The organism is Streptomyces sp. cg36 (assembly GCF_041080675.1).
In the GTDB taxonomy this organism is placed as follows: Bacteria; Actinomycetota; Actinomycetes; order Streptomycetales; family Streptomycetaceae; genus Streptomyces.
Genome location: NZ_CP163520.1, coordinates 6,286,494 through 6,303,105, shown reverse-complemented (window position 1 = coordinate 6,303,105; position 16,612 = coordinate 6,286,494). Strand labels below are relative to the sequence as shown.

At 71.3% G+C, this 16,612-nt stretch carries 22 protein-coding genes; 1 reads left to right on the top strand and 21 read right to left on the bottom strand.

The window, feature by feature from the left end:
• Positions 1-34 precede the first annotated feature (34 nt).
• From AB5J87_RS27890 to AB5J87_RS27790, 21 genes are all read right to left on the bottom strand, one after another.
• Positions 35-4,459, bottom strand: coding sequence for a hypothetical protein (locus AB5J87_RS27890; RefSeq protein ID WP_369380372.1), 4,425 nt, complete (start codon positions 4,457-4,459; stop codon positions 35-37).
• A gap of 209 nt (positions 4,460-4,668) precedes the next feature.
• Entirely contained in the window at positions 4,669-4,920 is a 252-nt protein-coding gene (locus AB5J87_RS27885) for a DUF6087 family protein (protein ID WP_369380371.1), read from the bottom strand.
• Between the two features lie 160 nt (positions 4,921-5,080).
• Positions 5,081-6,400: an exonuclease domain-containing protein gene (locus AB5J87_RS27880; protein ID WP_369380370.1), complete on the bottom strand. Its 1,320-nt coding sequence runs from the start codon at positions 6,398-6,400 to the stop codon at positions 5,081-5,083.
• Positions 6,397-6,645 (bottom strand): hypothetical protein, encoded by a 249-nt coding sequence (locus AB5J87_RS27875; protein WP_369380368.1) that lies wholly within the window; start codon positions 6,643-6,645, stop codon positions 6,397-6,399. The genes AB5J87_RS27880 and AB5J87_RS27875 overlap by 4 nt, the downstream gene beginning before the upstream one ends.
• A 187-nt stretch (positions 6,646-6,832) precedes the next feature.
• Positions 6,833-7,093: a hypothetical protein gene (locus tag AB5J87_RS27870; RefSeq protein ID WP_369380366.1), complete on the bottom strand. Its 261-nt coding sequence runs from the start codon at positions 7,091-7,093 to the stop codon at positions 6,833-6,835.
• Between the two features lie 16 nt (positions 7,094-7,109).
• Positions 7,110-7,307 (bottom strand): hypothetical protein, encoded by a 198-nt coding sequence (locus AB5J87_RS27865; RefSeq protein WP_369380365.1) that lies wholly within the window; start codon positions 7,305-7,307, stop codon positions 7,110-7,112.
• Entirely contained in the window at positions 7,304-7,843 is a 540-nt protein-coding gene (locus AB5J87_RS27860; protein ID WP_369380363.1) for a hypothetical protein, read from the bottom strand. Before AB5J87_RS27860 ends, AB5J87_RS27865 begins: the two co-directional genes overlap by 4 nt.
• Positions 7,840-8,178 carry a hypothetical protein gene (locus tag AB5J87_RS27855; RefSeq protein WP_369380361.1) on the bottom strand — a complete coding sequence of 113 codons (339 nt, stop codon included), beginning with the start codon at positions 8,176-8,178 and terminating at the stop codon, positions 7,840-7,842. The genes AB5J87_RS27860 and AB5J87_RS27855 overlap by 4 nt, the downstream gene beginning before the upstream one ends.
• Positions 8,179-8,198: 20 nt before the next feature.
• Positions 8,199-8,810, bottom strand: coding sequence for a hypothetical protein (locus AB5J87_RS27850; RefSeq protein ID WP_369380359.1), 612 nt, complete (start codon positions 8,808-8,810; stop codon positions 8,199-8,201).
• 17 nt (positions 8,811-8,827) lie between these two features.
• Positions 8,828-9,928: a hypothetical protein gene (locus AB5J87_RS27845; protein ID WP_369380358.1), complete on the bottom strand. Its 1,101-nt coding sequence runs from the start codon at positions 9,926-9,928 to the stop codon at positions 8,828-8,830.
• A complete protein-coding gene (locus AB5J87_RS27840; RefSeq protein ID WP_369380356.1) occupies positions 9,912-10,175 on the bottom strand; it encodes a hypothetical protein in 264 nt (87 codons plus the stop codon). The genes AB5J87_RS27845 and AB5J87_RS27840 overlap by 17 nt, the downstream gene beginning before the upstream one ends.
• Positions 10,175-10,459, bottom strand: a complete 285-nt coding sequence (locus AB5J87_RS27835) for a hypothetical protein (RefSeq protein WP_369380354.1) — start codon at positions 10,457-10,459, stop codon at positions 10,175-10,177. The genes AB5J87_RS27840 and AB5J87_RS27835 overlap by 1 nt, the downstream gene beginning before the upstream one ends.
• A gap of 63 nt (positions 10,460-10,522) precedes the next feature.
• Complete coding sequence (locus AB5J87_RS27830) at positions 10,523-10,990, bottom strand: hypothetical protein (protein WP_369380352.1); 468 nt, start codon at positions 10,988-10,990, stop codon at positions 10,523-10,525.
• Positions 10,990-12,282, bottom strand: a complete 1,293-nt coding sequence (locus tag AB5J87_RS27825) for a hypothetical protein (RefSeq protein WP_369380351.1) — start codon at positions 12,280-12,282, stop codon at positions 10,990-10,992. The genes AB5J87_RS27830 and AB5J87_RS27825 overlap by 1 nt, the downstream gene beginning before the upstream one ends.
• Before the next feature lie 5 nt (positions 12,283-12,287).
• A complete protein-coding gene (locus tag AB5J87_RS27820) occupies positions 12,288-12,833 on the bottom strand; it encodes a hypothetical protein (protein WP_369380349.1) in 546 nt (181 codons plus the stop codon).
• Entirely contained in the window at positions 12,830-13,777 is a 948-nt protein-coding gene (locus AB5J87_RS27815) for a hypothetical protein (protein ID WP_369380348.1), read from the bottom strand. The genes AB5J87_RS27820 and AB5J87_RS27815 overlap by 4 nt, the downstream gene beginning before the upstream one ends.
• Positions 13,774-13,956 (bottom strand): hypothetical protein, encoded by a 183-nt coding sequence (locus AB5J87_RS27810; RefSeq protein ID WP_369380347.1) that lies wholly within the window; start codon positions 13,954-13,956, stop codon positions 13,774-13,776. Before AB5J87_RS27810 ends, AB5J87_RS27815 begins: the two co-directional genes overlap by 4 nt.
• A gap of 18 nt (positions 13,957-13,974) precedes the next feature.
• On the bottom strand, positions 13,975-15,396 hold the full coding sequence (locus AB5J87_RS27805) for a DUF2637 domain-containing protein (RefSeq protein ID WP_369380346.1): 1,422 nt from the start codon (positions 15,394-15,396) through the stop codon (positions 13,975-13,977).
• A 64-nt stretch (positions 15,397-15,460) separates the two neighbouring features.
• A complete protein-coding gene (locus tag AB5J87_RS27800) occupies positions 15,461-15,643 on the bottom strand; it encodes a hypothetical protein (RefSeq protein WP_369380345.1) in 183 nt (60 codons plus the stop codon).
• A complete protein-coding gene (locus AB5J87_RS27795) occupies positions 15,640-15,858 on the bottom strand; it encodes a hypothetical protein (RefSeq protein ID WP_369380343.1) in 219 nt (72 codons plus the stop codon). The genes AB5J87_RS27800 and AB5J87_RS27795 overlap by 4 nt, the downstream gene beginning before the upstream one ends.
• Entirely contained in the window at positions 15,858-16,049 is a 192-nt protein-coding gene (locus AB5J87_RS27790) for a hypothetical protein (RefSeq protein ID WP_369380341.1), read from the bottom strand. Before AB5J87_RS27790 ends, AB5J87_RS27795 begins: the two co-directional genes overlap by 1 nt.
• Before the next feature lie 269 nt (positions 16,050-16,318).
• Here AB5J87_RS27790 and AB5J87_RS27785 point away from each other — a divergent pair, with 269 nt between their 5' ends.
• Positions 16,319-16,609: a hypothetical protein gene (locus tag AB5J87_RS27785; RefSeq protein WP_369380340.1), complete on the top strand. Its 291-nt coding sequence runs from the start codon at positions 16,319-16,321 to the stop codon at positions 16,607-16,609.
• Positions 16,610-16,612 lie beyond the last annotated feature (3 nt).

The following is a 16,612-nucleotide window of genomic DNA, read 5'->3' as shown; positions in this document are numbered from 1 at the left end:
GCGGCCGCCGGGCCCGTGGTGGCTTGGCCGTGTCTCAGAAGATGCTGCCCACCGCGTTCGCGATGGCGCTGCTGACCCGGTCGGCGATGATCTGCGGGTCCGACGCTCGGGTGGCGATCTCCTGGTTGATGACGACCTGTGCAGGCGGGGTGGTCTGGGCGGTCTGGGTCCGAGTCCTGGTTGTGGTGGGGCGCCGGTCCAGGATGCTCAGGAGCCCGGACTGTGCGGCGAGCTGGCGGGCGCGGCCGGGCCGGGTGAGGGGCAGGACGAGCTCGGCCCTGTTGCCTTCGGCGATTTCGATGAGCTGGTTGGTACGGAAGATGCCGCCTGCGGCGGCCTTCTTCGCCGGGGGCGTCACGTTGACGTTCGCGGCGTCGGCGGCGGCCTGCTTGGCCTGCGCGAGCGCGGTCTTCGCGCGTGCGGCCTGGGCCTCGACCTGGTCGGCGTAGGCGCGCGCCGTGTTCACGGCGGCCTGCATGGGACCGGCGATCTGCCCCGACAGCCCCGAGACCGAGGAGACGATGCTCGCGATGATGGAGCGGATCTGGGCTGCGCCGGACTGCATGACCGCGACGGCGACGTTCACGGCCTGGCGGCAGATGTTCCCCATGATCCCGGGCAGCGGCGATAGACCGGACTGCACGCCGCTGGTCATGTCGCGGGCGATCGACTGGATCTGACTGCTGCCGGAGGTCATGAGCGCGCGGGTCTGGTCGAGGCCCTGGGTGAAGGGCTGGACGAACGCGGCCGGCACCCCTCCCAGGGCGGCCTGGACCTGGCCTGCGACGCCGCCGAGGGCGCCGCTGATGTTGAGGCCGACGATCTCCGCCTGGACCTGCTGGATGCCCTGCTGGAACGGGGCGGCCATCGCGGCGGGGACGCCGCCGAGCGCGGCCTGCACCTGGCCGGGGACGGCGGACATGGCGGCCGCGGGGTTGAACCCGGCGAGCGCGCCGGTGGAGTTGGTGACGCCGGTCTGGAACGGGCTGGTCATGGCGTTCGGGACCGGGGACAGGACTCCGGTGATGTTGGACGGCTGCTGCGTCATGTAGAGGGAGGCGGGGTTCCAGCCGGACAGCGTGGCGTCGGTCTGGGTCTTGCCCGTCATGTACGGGTTCGACATGGCGTTCGGCACGGGGGCGAGCGCGCCGGTGATCAGGTTCGGCTGCTGGGTCATGAACGTGGTGGCGGGGTTGAACGTGGACAGGGCGGTGTTGGTCTGGTTGACGCCCTGCTGGTACGGGTTCGACATGGCGTTCGGGACCGGGGCGAGGTTGGTGCCGATGGCGGCGACGGCGGCCTGGAGTTCGGGGGCGATCACGCCGGTGCCCCGTCCGGCGGCGAGCTGGGCTTGTGCCCAGCCGACGCCGAATGGGCTGGACAGGGCGTTCGGGACGCCGGAGAGGGCGGAGTTGATCTGACCGGGGATTCCGGTCAGGGGCTGGGTCATGCCGGGCAGGCCCTGCTGGAGGGCGATCCGTCCGGACTGCACGCCCTGCCCCATGATCTTCTGCATCTCGGTGACGATCGGCCCCAGCTTCGCGGCGACGTCCGGCGGCAGTTTCGCGAAGTCGAGCTTGAGCATGTCGAGTTCCTGGCCCGACTTGAGGCGGGCTCCCATCCCGGCGTCGCCGAGGATCTTGACCATCTGGTCCTTCAGCGGTGCGAGCTGGGCGGACGCGGCGGCGGGGAATTTCTTGAAGTCGAGCTGGATCTGGCCGAACTGCTCGGCGAACTTGTTCTTCGCCCGGTCCATCGCCGTGGTGACGTGCGCCTCGACGCCGTCGCCGAGACCGGACCAGGCGCCGGCCATCTGCGCGACGCCGGTCTGCATGGTCTGGGTGATGCCGAGCTGGCCGTCGGAGACCGCCTTGCTGGCCGCGAGGAACGCCTCGCTGAAGGGCGTGCCGAAGGAGTTCGCGAGGGGGGCCATGGCCTGCTGGACGGACGGCGGCAGCTGTGTGAACTGCCTGACGATCTCGGGGATCTTCTCGTAAGCCGCCTTCGCGGCGGCGTCCGTGGACTCTCCGACCTTCTTGCCCCACCCGTCGATACCGCCGCCGGCCACCTGCGCCGCGTCGCCGGTGTCCTTGAACGCGGCCTTCAGGTTGCCGATACCGGGCACGAACGAGGGGATCTTGTCGACGATCACCTTCATCTTGTCCCAGAGCCACTTCAGGGCGTTGGCGAGGGCGACGGCGTTCTGGGACGCGGAGATCATCTGGTCGGCGAAGACCTGCATGAGGCCGGACTGGTTGAGGATGTCGAACAGGTTCGTGACGATCTTGCCGACGTCGGTGATGATCGGCGCGAGGGCGCGTCCGGCCTGGGCCAGGTTCTGCCCCATGATCTCGGCCGCCCGCTGGAGGGGGGCGATCAGCGGCTGGGCGGCCTGCATGACCGACTGGAACGCCTGCGCCAGCGGCTGGATCAGCGGGGTGACGAACTGGAACGCGGCACCGAGGACGGTCCCGACCAGCTGGCCGATCTCGGTGAAGATCGGCTGGACGGCCTGGAGGGCGTCGCCGACCGCCGTGAAGGCGTTCGAGAAGCCGGAGATCGGTCCGGCGAGCGCGGAGAACGCACCCGCCAACAAACCACCCAAAACTCCCGCAAGTTGCCCAACTACCCCCAAAATTGGGGTAATTGCGGTGACGAGCTGGCCGAAGGCGGACGCCAGCTGGGTCAGCCCGGGGGCAGCAGCGGTCAGGGCGTTGCCGAGCTGACCGGCGATCATGCCGATCACCTGGCCAAGCTGCGGCAGAACCGGCCCAAGCGAGGACAGGAGGTTCGAGAACCCCTGGGCCAGGCCGACGAGCCCGGGACCGGCCGCCTGGACCGCGCCGCCGAGCCCCTGGATCGCGGTGGCCAGCCCGCCGGAGATCGTCTGTGCGACCTGCCCGGCGATCGGCGCGAGCTTGCCGATCACGCCGATGACCTGCTCCAGCACCGGCCACAAAGCGGCCGAGACGTTCCGCAGCCCCTCGAAGACTCCCTGCAAGGCCGTCTGGCCCTGCGCGGAGTTCACGAAGTTCGACATCCGCTGGGTCAGCGCCTCCAGCGTGTTGAGCAGTCCGCCGCCGCCTGCGGACGCGGCGGCGAACACGCCCCGGAAGACGTTGCCCAGGTTCCCCAGGATGCTGCCCAGCGATCGGAACGCGACGATCGCCGAGTCAACCCACTGGGTGGCCTGCCCCGAGTTCGCGGCCTTGGTCAGGAACTCGCCGAGCTTCGTGCCCGCGTCCCCGAGCGCCTTGCCCAACCTGGCGCCGAAGGCGTCCGAGACGGCCGCCCCGATCCGCAGAAAGCCCGCGGTGAGGGGGCCGACGCCCCGGCCGAGGCCGTCCATCGCGGCCTTCGCCCCGCCGAACACGGAGCTGATGTCCTTGAGGCCCTGGGTGGACTTGACGACCCCCAGCACGTTCGCCGCGACCTGCCCCATGGAGCCGGACAGGCCGGTCATGCCCTGCTTCGCTGTTTCGATCAGCGGGCCGAGCTGGCGGAACTGGGTGTTGAACTTCTCGAAGAAGGCGTCCTGGACCGATGCCTTGAGCGCGTCGATCTCGGGCTTCCACGACCGCAGGACCAGCGCCGCCTTCTTCGCCTCCGGCGACAGCTTCGCGATGGCCTCGGTGAACTTCTTCATGTCGCCCGACAGGGCGGCACCGAACGCGTCGCCGACGCCGAGCATGGCGACCTTCAAGGTCCCCATCACCGCCGCGAAGCCGAGGATGGAGGCTGGTCCGGCGGCCGCGAACCCGGCCAGCGGGGCGAGCGCGGCGGCCAGGGAGACCACCCCGCCGGCCGCCGAGGCTGCGGCGGCGCCGAGGGTGAGGACACCGGTCGCGATGGCACCGATCTTGGTGAGCTTGAGGAGGCCCTTGCCGAGCCCGGCCGCCATCGACCCGATCCGGGCGAAGCCCCGCATGAGGCCCCGGTGGTCGACGTTGACGGGGATGGTGATCGGCCGGCCGCGTCCGCCGCCGAGTCCCCGCAGCCCGCGGGTGTCGGGCCTCACCGGCACGACGATCGGGCGCATGCCGCGTACGGCGGCCTGGATCTCGCGGCGGAAGCGGGCCGCGTTGATCGTGACGGGGACGTTGACCGCGTTGACCCCGCGCATCTCCCGCTGGAGCTGACGGCGCAGCCGGGAGGCGTCGGCCTCCAGCCTGATCCTGACCGGGTCGATGCCGCGCAGGTCGCGTTCGATCTGCCGCCTGAGACGGACGGCGTCGGCCTCCAGCTTGATCTTGACGGCGGGCAGGTCGCGCAGCCCGCGTCGGACCTCGCCGCGGATCTGCCGGGCGGCGCGGGTGCCGGTGCCCTGGAGGGCCTGGCGGAAGGCGCGGTCGAAGTCCTTCCCGGCGGAGCGTCCGGCGCCGGACATCTCCCGGCGCAGCGAGGACTTGAAGTTGTTGCCGTCAGCGACGACCTCGACAGTCGCCTGGCCGATCGCCACGGTTCACTCCAGACACACGAGAAACGCACTCGTGTGCCCGGCCCACGAACCAGCGACACCACGGCCAGGCTACCCATTTCCCTACAAATAGGGCGCGCATGGGCAAATAAAGGGGCCCGCGTCCGAGAGATCGGACGCGGGCCCCCACGGGGTCGTGCGAGGACAGCCAGACAGGTGCCGAGGAGCCGGTTCGGACTACGGGAGTCCGGTCACCAGGGCTCGGGGCCCGGCTTGGCCGGCCGCATCAAGTCCTGGGCCGCCTTGAGGTTGTCGACAGTGGCGACGTGCTCCCACCCGGTGCCGGTCCAGCGGAACACGGCACGCGGGAGTTCAGGGTCCAAGTGGGCAGCCCGCTTCGGGCCGTCGCGAAGGGTGACGGCGCGCATCCGGCCGGGCTGGTAGGTACGGGCCAGGAGCCGCCTGCCCCACAGACGGTCGACATCCTCGCCCCACTTACTCATCCTCGTCCTCCGGGCCGTCGTCCTGATCCATGGTCGAGAAGGGGCTCATCTCGGTGGCCTCCTCCTTGGTTACCTCTCCGTTCTTGTCGGCGTCCTCCTTGCCCATGACAGCAGTGTCCAGCCGCACCCGCAGGCAGCCAAGGGGCTCGCGCCCTGGTCGTCAGTCGTCATCGCGGGACATGGCGGAGAGGCAGCGGATGACGGCGCGGCAGTCGCCGGCCGCCCGGTGGCCGCCGTTCAGGGGCTGCCAGCGGTTGTTGCCACAGTACTCGTCGAAGTCCCCGATCCAGTCGCTGTAGGGCACCATGACGTCCTCGAAGGTCATCGAGGCGAGCCACGCTTCTGCCTGTTCGCGGGCGTCGGCGAGCGCCTGCTCGCGCAGGCCCGCGGGCACGCTCCCGGCGGCCGCGACGGCGTAGGCGGCCGTTCTCGCCGCCTGGTCGAGGTAGTGGAGCGTGAGCTCGTGCCGCAGCCGGGCGACGTCGTACGGCTGGTTGTAGATGAGCACTCGCTTGCCGGTGAGCGCGGTGGTCAGCTGTGCGAGTAGATCGCCGAAGGTGGGTGCGGTCTGGACGAGGGTGTCGGTGATGCCGTGGATGTCGGACGCCGCCGTGGGGATCGGCTCGCCCGGGTTCAGGAGCGTGTCGATGACGGTTTCGCCTCGGGTGGTGATGGCTGCGATCTCGACGATCCGTGCGGTGTCGTCCAGTCCGGTGGTTTCGGTGTCGAGGATGAGGACCGAGGAGTCGGTGAGCGCGTCGGCCGCCCAATCGCGCAGCCGGTGCAGCTCGTTCTCGCGGGCCTGCTGTGCCTCCTGCTCCCACCGCTTCTGCCGCTCCGCGAGGTCGGCCAGCTCCCGTACTCTGCGCTCCTCGCAGGGAGGGCAGCGGCGCGGTGTCCAGGAGCCGTGGGTCGCGATGTGCTCGGCGATCTCGTTGTCGGTCGCGGTCACCAGCGTGCAGCCGGGGCAGGTGCGTGCCCAGATGTCGCGGCGCTCCTGTACGGCCTGGGCGCGCAGCGCGCGGGCGATCCGGCACGGCAGGCAGCGGTAGTCGTCGTCGGAGGTGTACGGCTCGGCGGCGATACGGCGGCAGGACCAGCAGGTGCGGGCCTGCCGGTCCTGCCGGTCCTGCTCGGCCTGCTTACGGCAGTCGAGGCACCGGTCGTGTACGGGCTGGTCGCGGATGGTGCCGCATGCGGGGCAGGTGCGGCGGGCCTCCATCTGGCGGCGTTGCAGCGCCGAGAGAGGGCGCATCTTGACTGTGTGGTCGGGGTTGTAGAGGGGGATGGTGTCGCCCCAGTAGCGGGTGCGCAGGTAGGCGGCGGGGGTCTGGTCGGGGGCTGGCTTGCGACGCTGGGCGGCGAGCTGGCTGACCGTCATCAGGCCGGGCGGGGCCTGCCGGTCCGCGTAGACGGGGATCTCGCCGACGTGGTCGACCGGCTGGGCCGGAACCGTCGCGCAGTTCTGGATCTCGGTCACTTCAGTCGCTCCTCTTTGGCGGGGACGGCGATGGTCAGGTAGGCGCGCACGCCGTCGCCGTACCGGGAGGGGCGCCAGGAGACGGGGCCGGCGTGGGGTCCGGCGTCGGCCTGGATCGCGGCGACCAGGCGCTCGACGGCGGGCTGGTAGCCGACGAGACGGATCTCGACGGGCTGCGCGGCCGCCGACTGTCCAGCGGCGGGGGCGGGTTGGATGGTGCGCCGGGCGGGGGTGCGTCGGGGCATCGGAGATTTCCTTCCGCGTGAGAGCGGTTTCTGGCCGGAAGGCGACGTCCAACGTCGTCTTCCGGCGGGCCAGTTGGAGCCTGGAACATTGCCGCAAAGTGGGCAAGTACATGACATACCCCCCTTATCGCGTGCGAGAGGAGGGGTGTGAGGCGATGGCAAGCCCACCGGCAAAGCGTTGGCAAATTCACTCGTTCGGGGGCCCGGTGCGGATTTCGTCCCACAGCTCGCGGAGTGTCGCGGTCCGCTCCGGACCCTGGGCCGGGTCGCTGTACCAGCCGCCGACCGCGCCGGTCTCCGGGTCGCGCATGGCCTCTCCCAGGACTGCCGGAAACCGGAACGGGATGTGCCACCGCTCCCAGATCCGCGCACCGGGCTGCGCGTTGGGCGACGGCTGCCAGCCGTGCTCCTCGGGGACGAAGCCGTCCGGGAACCTGATCAAGAACATCAGCGGCTCTCCCGGCTCAGGTGTCGAGGAGGACGCGGACGCGGCGGCGGACCCGGGTGACCGTGGCCAGGTGCTCGGCGAGCACGGACCGCAGCGAGGCCGCGGCGAGCGCGTCGAGGCGGATCGGCCCGTCGGCGGGCAGCCATTCCGCGAGGCGCTGGGCGTCTTGGGCGAGGACTTCCAGCGCCTGGTCGACCGGATGCTCCTTCGTCATCGGCTGTCGCCCTCCCGCTCGGCCTGCTTGCGGGCTTTGACGTTGGCGTTGTACCGCTTGCGCGCCCAGGCTTTGTCGGTGATCCCTTCGGGCCGTACGAGACCGGACGCGGGCGGGATCTTCGGCAGCACGATGGTGTCGGGCTCCTTCGGGGCCGGTTCTGGCTGCTTCGCGGGCTTCGGCGCGCGGGCCACTGGGGCCGGCGCCGGGGGTGCGGCGGCCGGGACGCGGGGTGCGAGGGACTGGTAGCCGGGGACGAACACGATCAGCGGGGTGTCGAGCCCGGCGTTGTCCGGGGTGAGGGACAGGCGGCCGTCGTCGGCGAAGTCGCCCAGGACCTCGAGTACGGTTCCGGCGCCGAGGGGGGCCTGGTGTGGGCCGGGCAGGGAGGCGAGTTCCCGGATGGTGATCTTGCGGTGGGCGGCGGACGCGGCGGTGCAGTAGGCGAAGATCCGCAGTTCGACGAGGCTCATGGCGCCGATCTCGGCCGGGGTGAGCGGCCGCTTGCGGAGCCGGGAACGGATGGGGCTGGTCAACGGGCATTCCTCTCAAGGGTGTCGGTGGGGTCAGCAGTGCGCTGTTGGGGCTGGTCACGGCGGGGACGCGGGATCGGGCCGGTGGCGGCCGCGCGCTGGAGCTGGTCGAGTCCGGCGGCGAGCTGTGCGCGGGCCTCTTCGCTCCCGGCACCGAGCCACACCGCCGCGTCGAGACTCGTTCGGGCGTGCTGGAGGTGCTGGTGAAGTGGGCCGGTGGCGAGGGCTTCGGCGCCGGTCAGGATGTCCACGATCTTCGGCAGGCTGTACGGCAGGTCGAGGGGGATGTGCAGCCAGGCTCGGACGATGACGGCCAACTCTGTGACGGTGTCGGACACGTACGTGTCCCGGCCGGTGTTCACCACCGGCCCGTCTCGTCGCCGAGAAGCGCGGCCACCGTCGGGCCGACCTTCTCGTTGATCGCGGCGGCGAGCAGGGTGACGGCGGCCTTGGCGTCGTCGACCAGGGCCTCGCCCTTGAGTTCTCCGGAGGGCCGGTGCGTGATCCAGTCGCCCGCCGGGACACGAAGGGTGCTGGTGATCAGGAGCGCGGGCTTGGTTTCGTCGCGCGGGATGAGCAGGGCCCGGTAGTCACCGCCGTCGAGGTCCAGGGGTCCGTAGTCCCAGTCGCCGACCCGGTAGGGCGGCCGGATCTCCCGGGTGAGTGCGGAGTGCCGCAGCGGTACCTCGACCTCGACGAGCGGCGCCCCGTCGTCCTCGGCCCGGACGATACGGATGGGCCCGAGGTCGGGCCGGGTCTTCACATAGGCGGGGGACATGATCGGTCCGGTGGCGACGTGCCACGCGAAACGGGCGAAGTCGGCCGGATCAATTTCGTCGTCCCAGAACCAGTCGCCGAGGTTCTGCTGGTGCAGGTACACGCCATACCGGGAGCGGCCGTCGGAGGCCCGGTCGAGGTCGTACTGCTCGTCGATGATCGCGAGGGTGGTCGGTCCGAAATCGTGGCTCACAGATAGCTCCTGCTCGTTCAGTTCTTCGGGGGGTTCTTCCGGGGAGTGCGGTTGCCGTGGGTGCTGATCCCGCCGCGCATCTGGTCGCCGCTTCTGGCGCGGGGAAGTTGGGCGTGCTTGCGGTCGGCGTGGGCGCGGAGCCCGCCGAGGATGCCGGCGGCCGCGCCGCCCGCCCGTGCGGTGGTTCGGGCGGCGGCGGTGGCGGTCTTGGCGGTGAGGCGGGCGGCTTGGATGGTGTCGCCCCAGCCGGGCAGGGACCGCATCACGGTGATCGCGGCGCCGACGGCGACGAGGATGACGCCGAGGCCCGTGAGCACGCTGTCCTTCTCGCCCTGCATGGCTTCGGCGAGGCCGAGCGCGATCACGACGGCGGGCTTCACGAGGATGACCGCGGCCATGAAGGCGGCCCACCTGCGTACGTGGCCCCACAGGTTCCGGTCGACGAGCCCGGTGTGGACGACGCAGCCGAGGAGTGCGCCGACGTAGAGGGCGGCGCCGCGCAGGACCAGGAGCAGCCACAACGTCCCGGAGGCGACGATGGTGAGCGCGGACACGGCGAAGAGGACGACCGGGCCGCCGCCGAACTTGCGGTGGCCGTCTTGAAGGGCGTCGGCGAGGTCGGTGAACAGGGCGCCGGGCCGGGTGCCGGTCGCGGTCGCCAGGACGTCGGTGACCGCGTCGGTCGCGGCGGTCACCACGTACAGGCACAGCGGCGTGAACGCGGAGACGAGGACGACGAGCCACAGCTGGCCGACCGCTTCGCCGAGCGCGGTGGTGACGGGTGCGCCGCGGACGGCCCGTTTGGTGACGGCGAGCAGCCACAGCACGAGCGTGAGCACCGTGGACGCGGCGAACACGACCGAGTATTGGATCAAGAACGACGCGTTGGTGAAGTCCGCTGCCCCGGCGCTGTCGACGGTCTTGGACAGCTCGCGGGCGAGCCACGCGGCGGCGTTCGCGGTCTCGTGCGCGAGGACGGTCAACGGATCGCTGCTCCCGGCGTCGTCGAGGCTGGGCGCACCGTCTTGTCCGGCGCGGCAGAAGTCGCCGGCCGGGCCGTGCACGTTGGCGCACGGATCGGGCGACGGCGACGGGGAGGGGTCAGGCAGCGTCGGCATCGGGTGTTCCCTTCGGCTGCTTGGGCTTCGGCGTGCGGGGACTGATCCGGACCGGGCACACCGTGCGTACTTCGGCCGGGCAGCGACGGCAGGTCGCGGCCGCCTGCGCCATGACGTCGGCCGACGGCGCCCCGAACTTGGACTGGATCTCGTGGAACGGGGCCGGGTTCTTCACGCAGGCGGCGAGCGCGATGTCGGTCGTGGGCAGCTTGGGCGCGGTGCGCAGCAGACGGGCGGGAGCAGCCATCAGGATCGGACGCCTTCCGTTTGCGCGGGTGCGTGGGCGTGGTGGTCGAGGAACCGGTCCCGGTCGGCGGCGGCCTTGCGGGCCGCGAGCGCGGCCTCGGGGTGCACGCCGCGCTCGGCTGCGGCCTGGTACACCTCGGCGCGGCGGGTCAGGTAAGCAGCCAACTCCGCGCGGGGCACGCGGTGTCCGGCCTTGCGGGCGGCGTCGATCTTCGCTTTGCGGTCGATCAGCTCTCGGAACGCGTGGATGCGCTCGGCGAGCTGGTGATCGAGGACATCGGACATGGCGGTGCTGTTCCTTCCGGGAGCGGACGCGGCGGACAGAGCGACTCGGAAGACGTACGGCCATCAGTCCTCGGAGGTGCCGGACTCGGCGATCACGGCGGCAAGGTCTGCGCGGTGCACCCCGATCCGGTTCCGCCGGTTGACCTTGACGCTTTCGCGGACGGGAATGCCGTATCTCCCGCACAGTGCGCGGAGTTCCGAAACGGTCCATGTGGTGAGGAGCCCGCGGCTGTCGGCGAGTTCGAGGACGTCGGCGAACTGCGCTCCGTTGCTGTCGCCGCAGGTCTCGGTCAGCAGGCCGAGCAGGATCTCTCGGGGGATGGTCGGGGTCAGTGCGGACCGGACGTTCGGGGCGCCTCGCCAGTCTTCTTCCATGGGTTGGGCGGCCCGCGCTTCGCGGGCCAGTTCGAGGTGGGCTGCTGAGACAGCGGCTGCGGTTCGGGCCAGCCGGTGGTCACGGTCGGTGAGAGCTTGGTGGGCGATGTCGGCGGCCTGGGCCGCCCTGCGGATGCGGTTCTTGTAGTCGATCATCAGTCGGCTTTCCGTTGCACAGGGATCTCGTTGGAGGTGGTGTTCTTGACCAGCCGCAGGTGCGGCCTGCCCTCTTCGCAGGGGGCGTCGGAGCTGTTAGACGGGTAGATAGATTCGTTAGATAGAGCCGTGACCAGCGGTTCTGCGTCCTCTACGGGTGGGGTCTGGACCGGGTCGGGGGAGAGCGGCGGGGCGGTTGTTGGGGTGGCCGGCTGGCCGGGGGCATGGACGATCCACACTCCGGGGGCGGGTGAACTGGTCTGCTGGGCCTGGCCAGGGGCCCCTTCTGACGGGGTGAGGGGGCCGCGTGCGGCAGGTGCACGGAGAGTGCCGATAGGGGCGCCCATGGCAGCCTCGAAGTCGCCCTTGTGGACCCCGCTTCGGTTGCGTCCGTCGACCCCGACCTGGAGCCGGGTAGGCACCCCGTACTCCTCGCACTGGCGGCGGACTCCAGCGGTGTCGATCACGTCGCCACGGGCACGGTAGTGATCGACGATTTCCGAGAAGTGCACGCCATTCCGGGCGCCGATGAGGTCGGCGACGGTCCGCTGGAACTCGGCGCGCTGTTGCTCCGGCGTGAGTACGGGCGCGGGCCGCGGTGCAGGTTCCGGTTCGCTGTCCGGGGTTGGCTGCTCGGCCTCCTCGACGTCGAGCTCCGTGTCGTCCTCCCCCGTTTCTTGATCGTCTTGTGGGGTGAGGGCCGCTCGCGGCGCGACGATGAGGGCGGCGAAACACCATGCGGCGGCAGCGATGAGGGCCAGGGCGAGGGGGGCGAGGCCGGTGGCCTTCGGGAGCTGGGGAACGGCTGCCACCGCTACGGCGACCCCGATCAGGACGCCGCCGCCGCGCGCCATCGCGGCCTTCACGTCCTTCTCGCCCGGCTCTTTGCCCTTGTTGTCGATCTCGTCCTTCGCGCTGCCGATGTCCGGCTCCGGGCTGGTGGCCTCGCTGTCCGGTTCGGACTTGCCCTTGGTCTTCTTCCAGGGCTTGCCCTTGCTCGGCTTCGTGGGGGCGGCGGGGGCGTCGCCTTCGATGACCCACCGCCGCAGCTGGGCGACGCGAGCCGCGAGGCGGGCGGTGAGGACTTTCGAGCCCTCCACGAGCGGGAGCTTCCAGGACCGCAGGCCGCGCAGGTCGGCGTACGGGCGCAGGGCCCGCAGGTTGTAGTACGCGCGCAGGCGGACGGCCAAGCGCTCCCGGAGCCGGGGCTGCTCGTCCTCCTCGACCTCGACATGGTCCTGGTGCTGCTCGGGCTCGTCGGGCTGGTTGTTGTGGGGCGGGTTGGTGGTCACCGCGCTCACCGGGCCCCGACCAGGTTCAGGATGATCCCGCCCAGCGAGTTGGAGACCATGCCGACCGCGCCGGTCAGGACGAGCAGGAGTCCGCCGCCCAGGCCGAACGATGCCCCGCTGGTAATCCCCATGAAGTACGGGACCTTGCCGTCCTTCGCGCCCGCCGACCAGCCCGACACGTTCCACACCAGAACGACCAGCCCGATCAGGGCGATCGCCGCGGTGGCCTGCCCGGTACGGCCCGCAGTGGCCCCGCCGACCTGGGCTCCGGCCCCGGTCTGCATCGCGAGGTCGCCGCCGACCGCCGCGACCGATGTGAGCGCGAGGACGAGGGACCCTATGACGCCGCCGGTCATGCCGAGGGTGACGCCGGTCCACATGCCTTGCAGGTAGGGGGCGCGGGTCTCGCGGCGCTTGGCGTTCTTCCACTGCCGCACGTACCAGACGGTGGTCAGGATGCCGAAGACGATCGCGCCGAACCCGCCGGCCGCGACGGCCCCGGTGCCGACCTGCGGGGCGGGCGCGGACAGGGTGATGAAGGACAGCGTCATGCGACGACTCCGTTCGTGAGGTAGAGGGCGTAGGCGCCGATCGGCCCGTAGAGGAGGGAGCCGATCAGGCTGGTGGCAGTGGCGACGCGCAGCGTGAACCCCGGCTTCGTGCGGGCCTTCAGGTGCTTCCCGACGCGCCAGACGAGGACGGCGGCCGGGACGAGGGACACGGCGGCCGCGATCGCGACCCCGGTGTGCATGTCGGCCGCCATCGACTGCGGCACCGAGGCGTAGACCTTGGCGAGGGAGAACCCGCCGACGGCCGGGACGAACGGCGGGATCGGGATCAGGGGCAGGGCGAGCGCGGGCGCGTAGCGCTTGAACCGTCCCGTCCGTACGGCGTGCGCGAGCTTGCGGGGGCTGGCCGCTTCCTCCTCGCCCACCTTCACCGCGTACAAGTGCGCGGTGAGCGCGGCCACCTCGTTCCGCAGCGGCTCGAAGCCCTGCCGGATCTCCGCGCCGACCACCGGCCAGTACCCGTCGTCCCCACGAGGCCCTTGCTCCTGGTCGGCGTCCTCGGCGGCCGGGGCTTCGCTGTCCCCCGTATCCGGGTCGGGGTCGGCCCGGCGCGGGCGAGGAAGGCGGACCCGGCGCAGGCGGCGCCGCTCCGCGCGGGTGTCCGGCTGCTCCTGGCCATCCACGTCCTCGTCCCCTTCGACCGGGTCGTCCTGGTCGAGGAGGTGCGCGGTCGGCGGGGCGGTCGGCATGGTCGGCGTCACGAACCTGGACTCCTCCTGGTCCTCGCTGGCGGGTGGCGGGGTGGTCGGCTTGGGCGGGACGGCCTGCGACGGCGTGGCCGGGACCGGCTCGTACGCCCCCGGCTGCTGCCACCACTCAGGCTCGGGCGGCTCGACGGGCACGGGCATGGGCTGCTCGGGCGGCAGCGGCACGTGCAGATCGACCTCGCCGGCCTCGGTGGCCGCGGGCTCGTCGGTCGTGGTCACCGCGCTCCCCCGACACCGAGGAGCCGCCACAGGTAGAACCGGACGCGCTGCTCATCCGCACCGACCTGGGCCCGTAAGACCCGGGTCGGTGTCGGCGTGGACCGGTACTCGGCGGTGGGCAGGACGGTCACCGTGCAGCCGCAGACATCGCCACGGACCGTGGGTATGGAGGAGGTCATCGTCGTCCTTGGGATCGGTCAGGTAGTCGGCTTGTGCGCGTGAGCGCGGGCCCACTTGAGCTGGTCGGCGACGTACTTTCGGGTGACCCGGTAGTGGGGGTGCTCGCGGGCGAAGTCGGCCGGGGAGACCTCCTCCGCGCGGTCCAGGAGCGCGAGGAGCTGCTTGCGGATCTCCTCGCGCAGGGCGATGCCTTCGGGGCTCTGCGCCCATTTCTGGGCCTCGGTCCGGGCCTTGCGGAGGACGTCCTCCGTGGCCTCCTCCGTGGGCTCCGGCGCAGGAACCTCCTCCGCCGTGACCTGCGGCGCAATGTCGATTTCTCCGCCTGTCGAGAGGGCGGCCCGCGAGACCTCCTCCGTGCCGTGGTCGAGGTGGAGGAGGTCCGGCGGAGGAGGCAGCAGAGGGACCTCCTCCAGGACCTCCTCCGCACAGTTCGCCAAGCCTTCTTCGACCTCCTCCACGTCGTTGTCGTGGTGGAGGAGGTCCGGCGGAGGAGGCAGCAAGGGAACCTCCTCCGGGATGCGGGCGGTGACCTCCTCCCTCGGCTTCCTCACGACCTCCTCCGCCGCATAGGCGGCCTGCCGCGCCGGCAGGAGGGCACGGAGGGAAGGGACCTCCTCCGCGTGCGGAAGTGCGGGCGGTTCGGTTGGCCCGCCCGTCGGGGTGCTCGCGCGTTCCACCGTGGCGGTCACCTCCGTGGCCTCCGCCGCGTGGCCGTCCGGAGTGACGGCAGTCGGCTTGATCCCGGCGGCGGCCAGACCCGCCGGGGCCGTCTCCGCGAGGGGAACGCCGTACTTGGCCAGGCGCAGCGGCATGCGGGATTCGACCGGGGCCGTGCGCCGCCATGCCCAGCCGTAGCGGCTCCGGAGGTGGTCGCGGTAGGCGATTCGCTCTCGTTCGAGCTTGAGGACTTGGTCGTACGAGCGGAGTTCCCACAGCTTCATGCGCCGCCACAGCCGGAACGTGGGCACGGGGGCGAGCAGCCAGCGAGCCCAGCGGATGCTTTCCATCCGGCGCCCGGTACGGATGCCGCGCTTGGCCCGGTAGACGTGGATGAACACCTCGGTCACGAACGCCCACACCGCGGGCATCGCCGCGTGGCCGACCATCTCCCCGATCCCGGCCTCGCTGCCTTTGGGGATGTTCAGGAACACGGTGACGCCGGTCAGGGCCCAGGGCGCGTAGCGGAGCCACCACAGCGGGATGTCCAGGCGGACGAGGAGGACGTAGGCGACGCCGGACGCGGGGATCAGGAAGTCGACCGCGAGCGGGACCAGCGGGGGGAACTTGAAGCCGCGGGTGTCCGCCCACGAGGAGACGGTGCTGAACGACAGGATCAGTCCGAAGGTGCCGGCCGTGACGGCGAGAGCGGCGGCGGTGGCGGCGAGGGCGATCTCCCAGCGGGACAGCCGCTCCTGTTTCGGGGGCTCGGGGGTGGTCACCGCGCACCCCCGGCGAGGGGACTGTGCCGGTGGTCGGCGAGAAGTCGGGGGTGCGCGGTGGCGGTCATGAGTCGCGGTCTTCCTGGTTGGTGGTGGTCGGGTGGAGGGCGTTGCGGTCGCGGCGGCGGGCCTGTTCGGTGGCCCACAGCCGGGCGCAGAGCCCTTGCCGGTGGGCTTCGTCCTGGTCGCGGAGCCGGGCGACGGTGAGCGTCGCCGGGGCGATGTCGAACTGGCAGCGGGTGGTCACCAGCGCCACCGGCTCCGTTCGCCGCCGGTGCGGCCGGTGAACGGGTCCGGGTCGGAGGGCAGGTTGCGGCGGTGCCGGGCGGCCCGGTCGGCGCGGGCCGTGGCCGTCTTGCGGGCGGCTTTGGCCTGGGGCGCTTCGCGTTCCCGGTAGCGGGGGGTCGCGTTGGGGGCGCGGTAGTCGTTGGTGCCGCCGAGGAGGCGGTTGAGGAGGCCCATCAGCGGCGGCCGTCGATACGGGCGGCGGTGAGGGCGTCAAGGTGGGCGGTGACGGCGTCGGCCGTCGCCGCGATTGACTCCGGGGTGACGGAGTCGGCGATGCGGGCGCTGCGGAGGGCGCGGGCGCGGTGGCCGGCGTCCGCGGTGGCCTGCCGTAAGCGGGCAGGGGTGGGCATGGAAAGATCGGGCACAGCTCGCTCCTCATGCACGTGAGGTGTCGGGTCAGAGCCACCCCTGGCGTGTCCGCGCCGGGGGTGGTTCGCGTTTCGGCTCGTCCTGGTGTGTCCGCACCGGGCCGGGCCGTCGTGCGTTGTGCGCTGCCTCGACTCGCAAGGCATGACTTCATAGTCATGACTTGCTCGTCATGCCACAAGGGGGGGTTTTGGCCACCGTGGTCGGGCGGGGTGGCCGGTTCGTACCCACGACCTACGGGTCTTGACGGGCTTGTCATGATGGGCGCATGCCGCCCCGCCGCCGACGTGTCCTCGACCGTGAAGCCGACGCCGCCCGCCTCGACGCCGAGCAGTTCCTCCAGAAACTGCGGCAGGACGTCACCGACGCGGAGAAATCCCTGACCAAGAAGCGCGAGCTCCTGAACGAGACGGTCCTCGCCTACATCGAGCGCGGCGTGCTCGTGGTCACGGAGGCCGCCGACGCGGCGGACTACAACGAGGCGACCGTCAGCCGGATGCGCACCGCGGCCAACCGCCGAAAGGCCGCCCAGACCAAGACGGCCGGCACCGACGGCTGAACC

Coding starts and splice junctions, on each gene's coding strand:
- AB5J87_RS27885 (WP_369380371.1), bottom strand. CDS start 4,920: ATGAGTAAGTGGGGCGAGGATGTCGACCGTCTGTGGGGCAGGCGGCTC.
- AB5J87_RS27875 (WP_369380368.1), bottom strand. CDS start 6,645: ATGCCCCGACGCACCCCCGCCCGGCGCACCATCCAACCCGCCCCCGCC.
- AB5J87_RS27870 (WP_369380366.1), bottom strand. CDS start 7,093: ATGTTCTTGATCAGGTTCCCGGACGGCTTCGTCCCCGAGGAGCACGGC.
- AB5J87_RS27865 (WP_369380365.1), bottom strand. CDS start 7,307: ATGACGAAGGAGCATCCGGTCGACCAGGCGCTGGAAGTCCTCGCCCAA.
- AB5J87_RS27845 (WP_369380358.1), bottom strand. CDS start 9,928: ATGCCGACGCTGCCTGACCCCTCCCCGTCGCCGTCGCCCGATCCGTGC.
- AB5J87_RS27840 (WP_369380356.1), bottom strand. CDS start 10,175: ATGGCTGCTCCCGCCCGTCTGCTGCGCACCGCGCCCAAGCTGCCCACG.
- AB5J87_RS27835 (WP_369380354.1), bottom strand. CDS start 10,459: ATGTCCGATGTCCTCGATCACCAGCTCGCCGAGCGCATCCACGCGTTC.
- AB5J87_RS27830 (WP_369380352.1), bottom strand. CDS start 10,990: ATGATCGACTACAAGAACCGCATCCGCAGGGCGGCCCAGGCCGCCGAC.
- AB5J87_RS27820 (WP_369380349.1), bottom strand. CDS start 12,833: ATGACGCTGTCCTTCATCACCCTGTCCGCGCCCGCCCCGCAGGTCGGC.
- AB5J87_RS27810 (WP_369380347.1), bottom strand. CDS start 13,956: ATGACCTCCTCCATACCCACGGTCCGTGGCGATGTCTGCGGCTGCACG.
- AB5J87_RS27795 (WP_369380343.1), bottom strand. CDS start 15,858: ATGGGCCTCCTCAACCGCCTCCTCGGCGGCACCAACGACTACCGCGCC.
- AB5J87_RS27785 (WP_369380340.1), top strand. CDS start 16,319: ATGCCGCCCCGCCGCCGACGTGTCCTCGACCGTGAAGCCGACGCCGCC.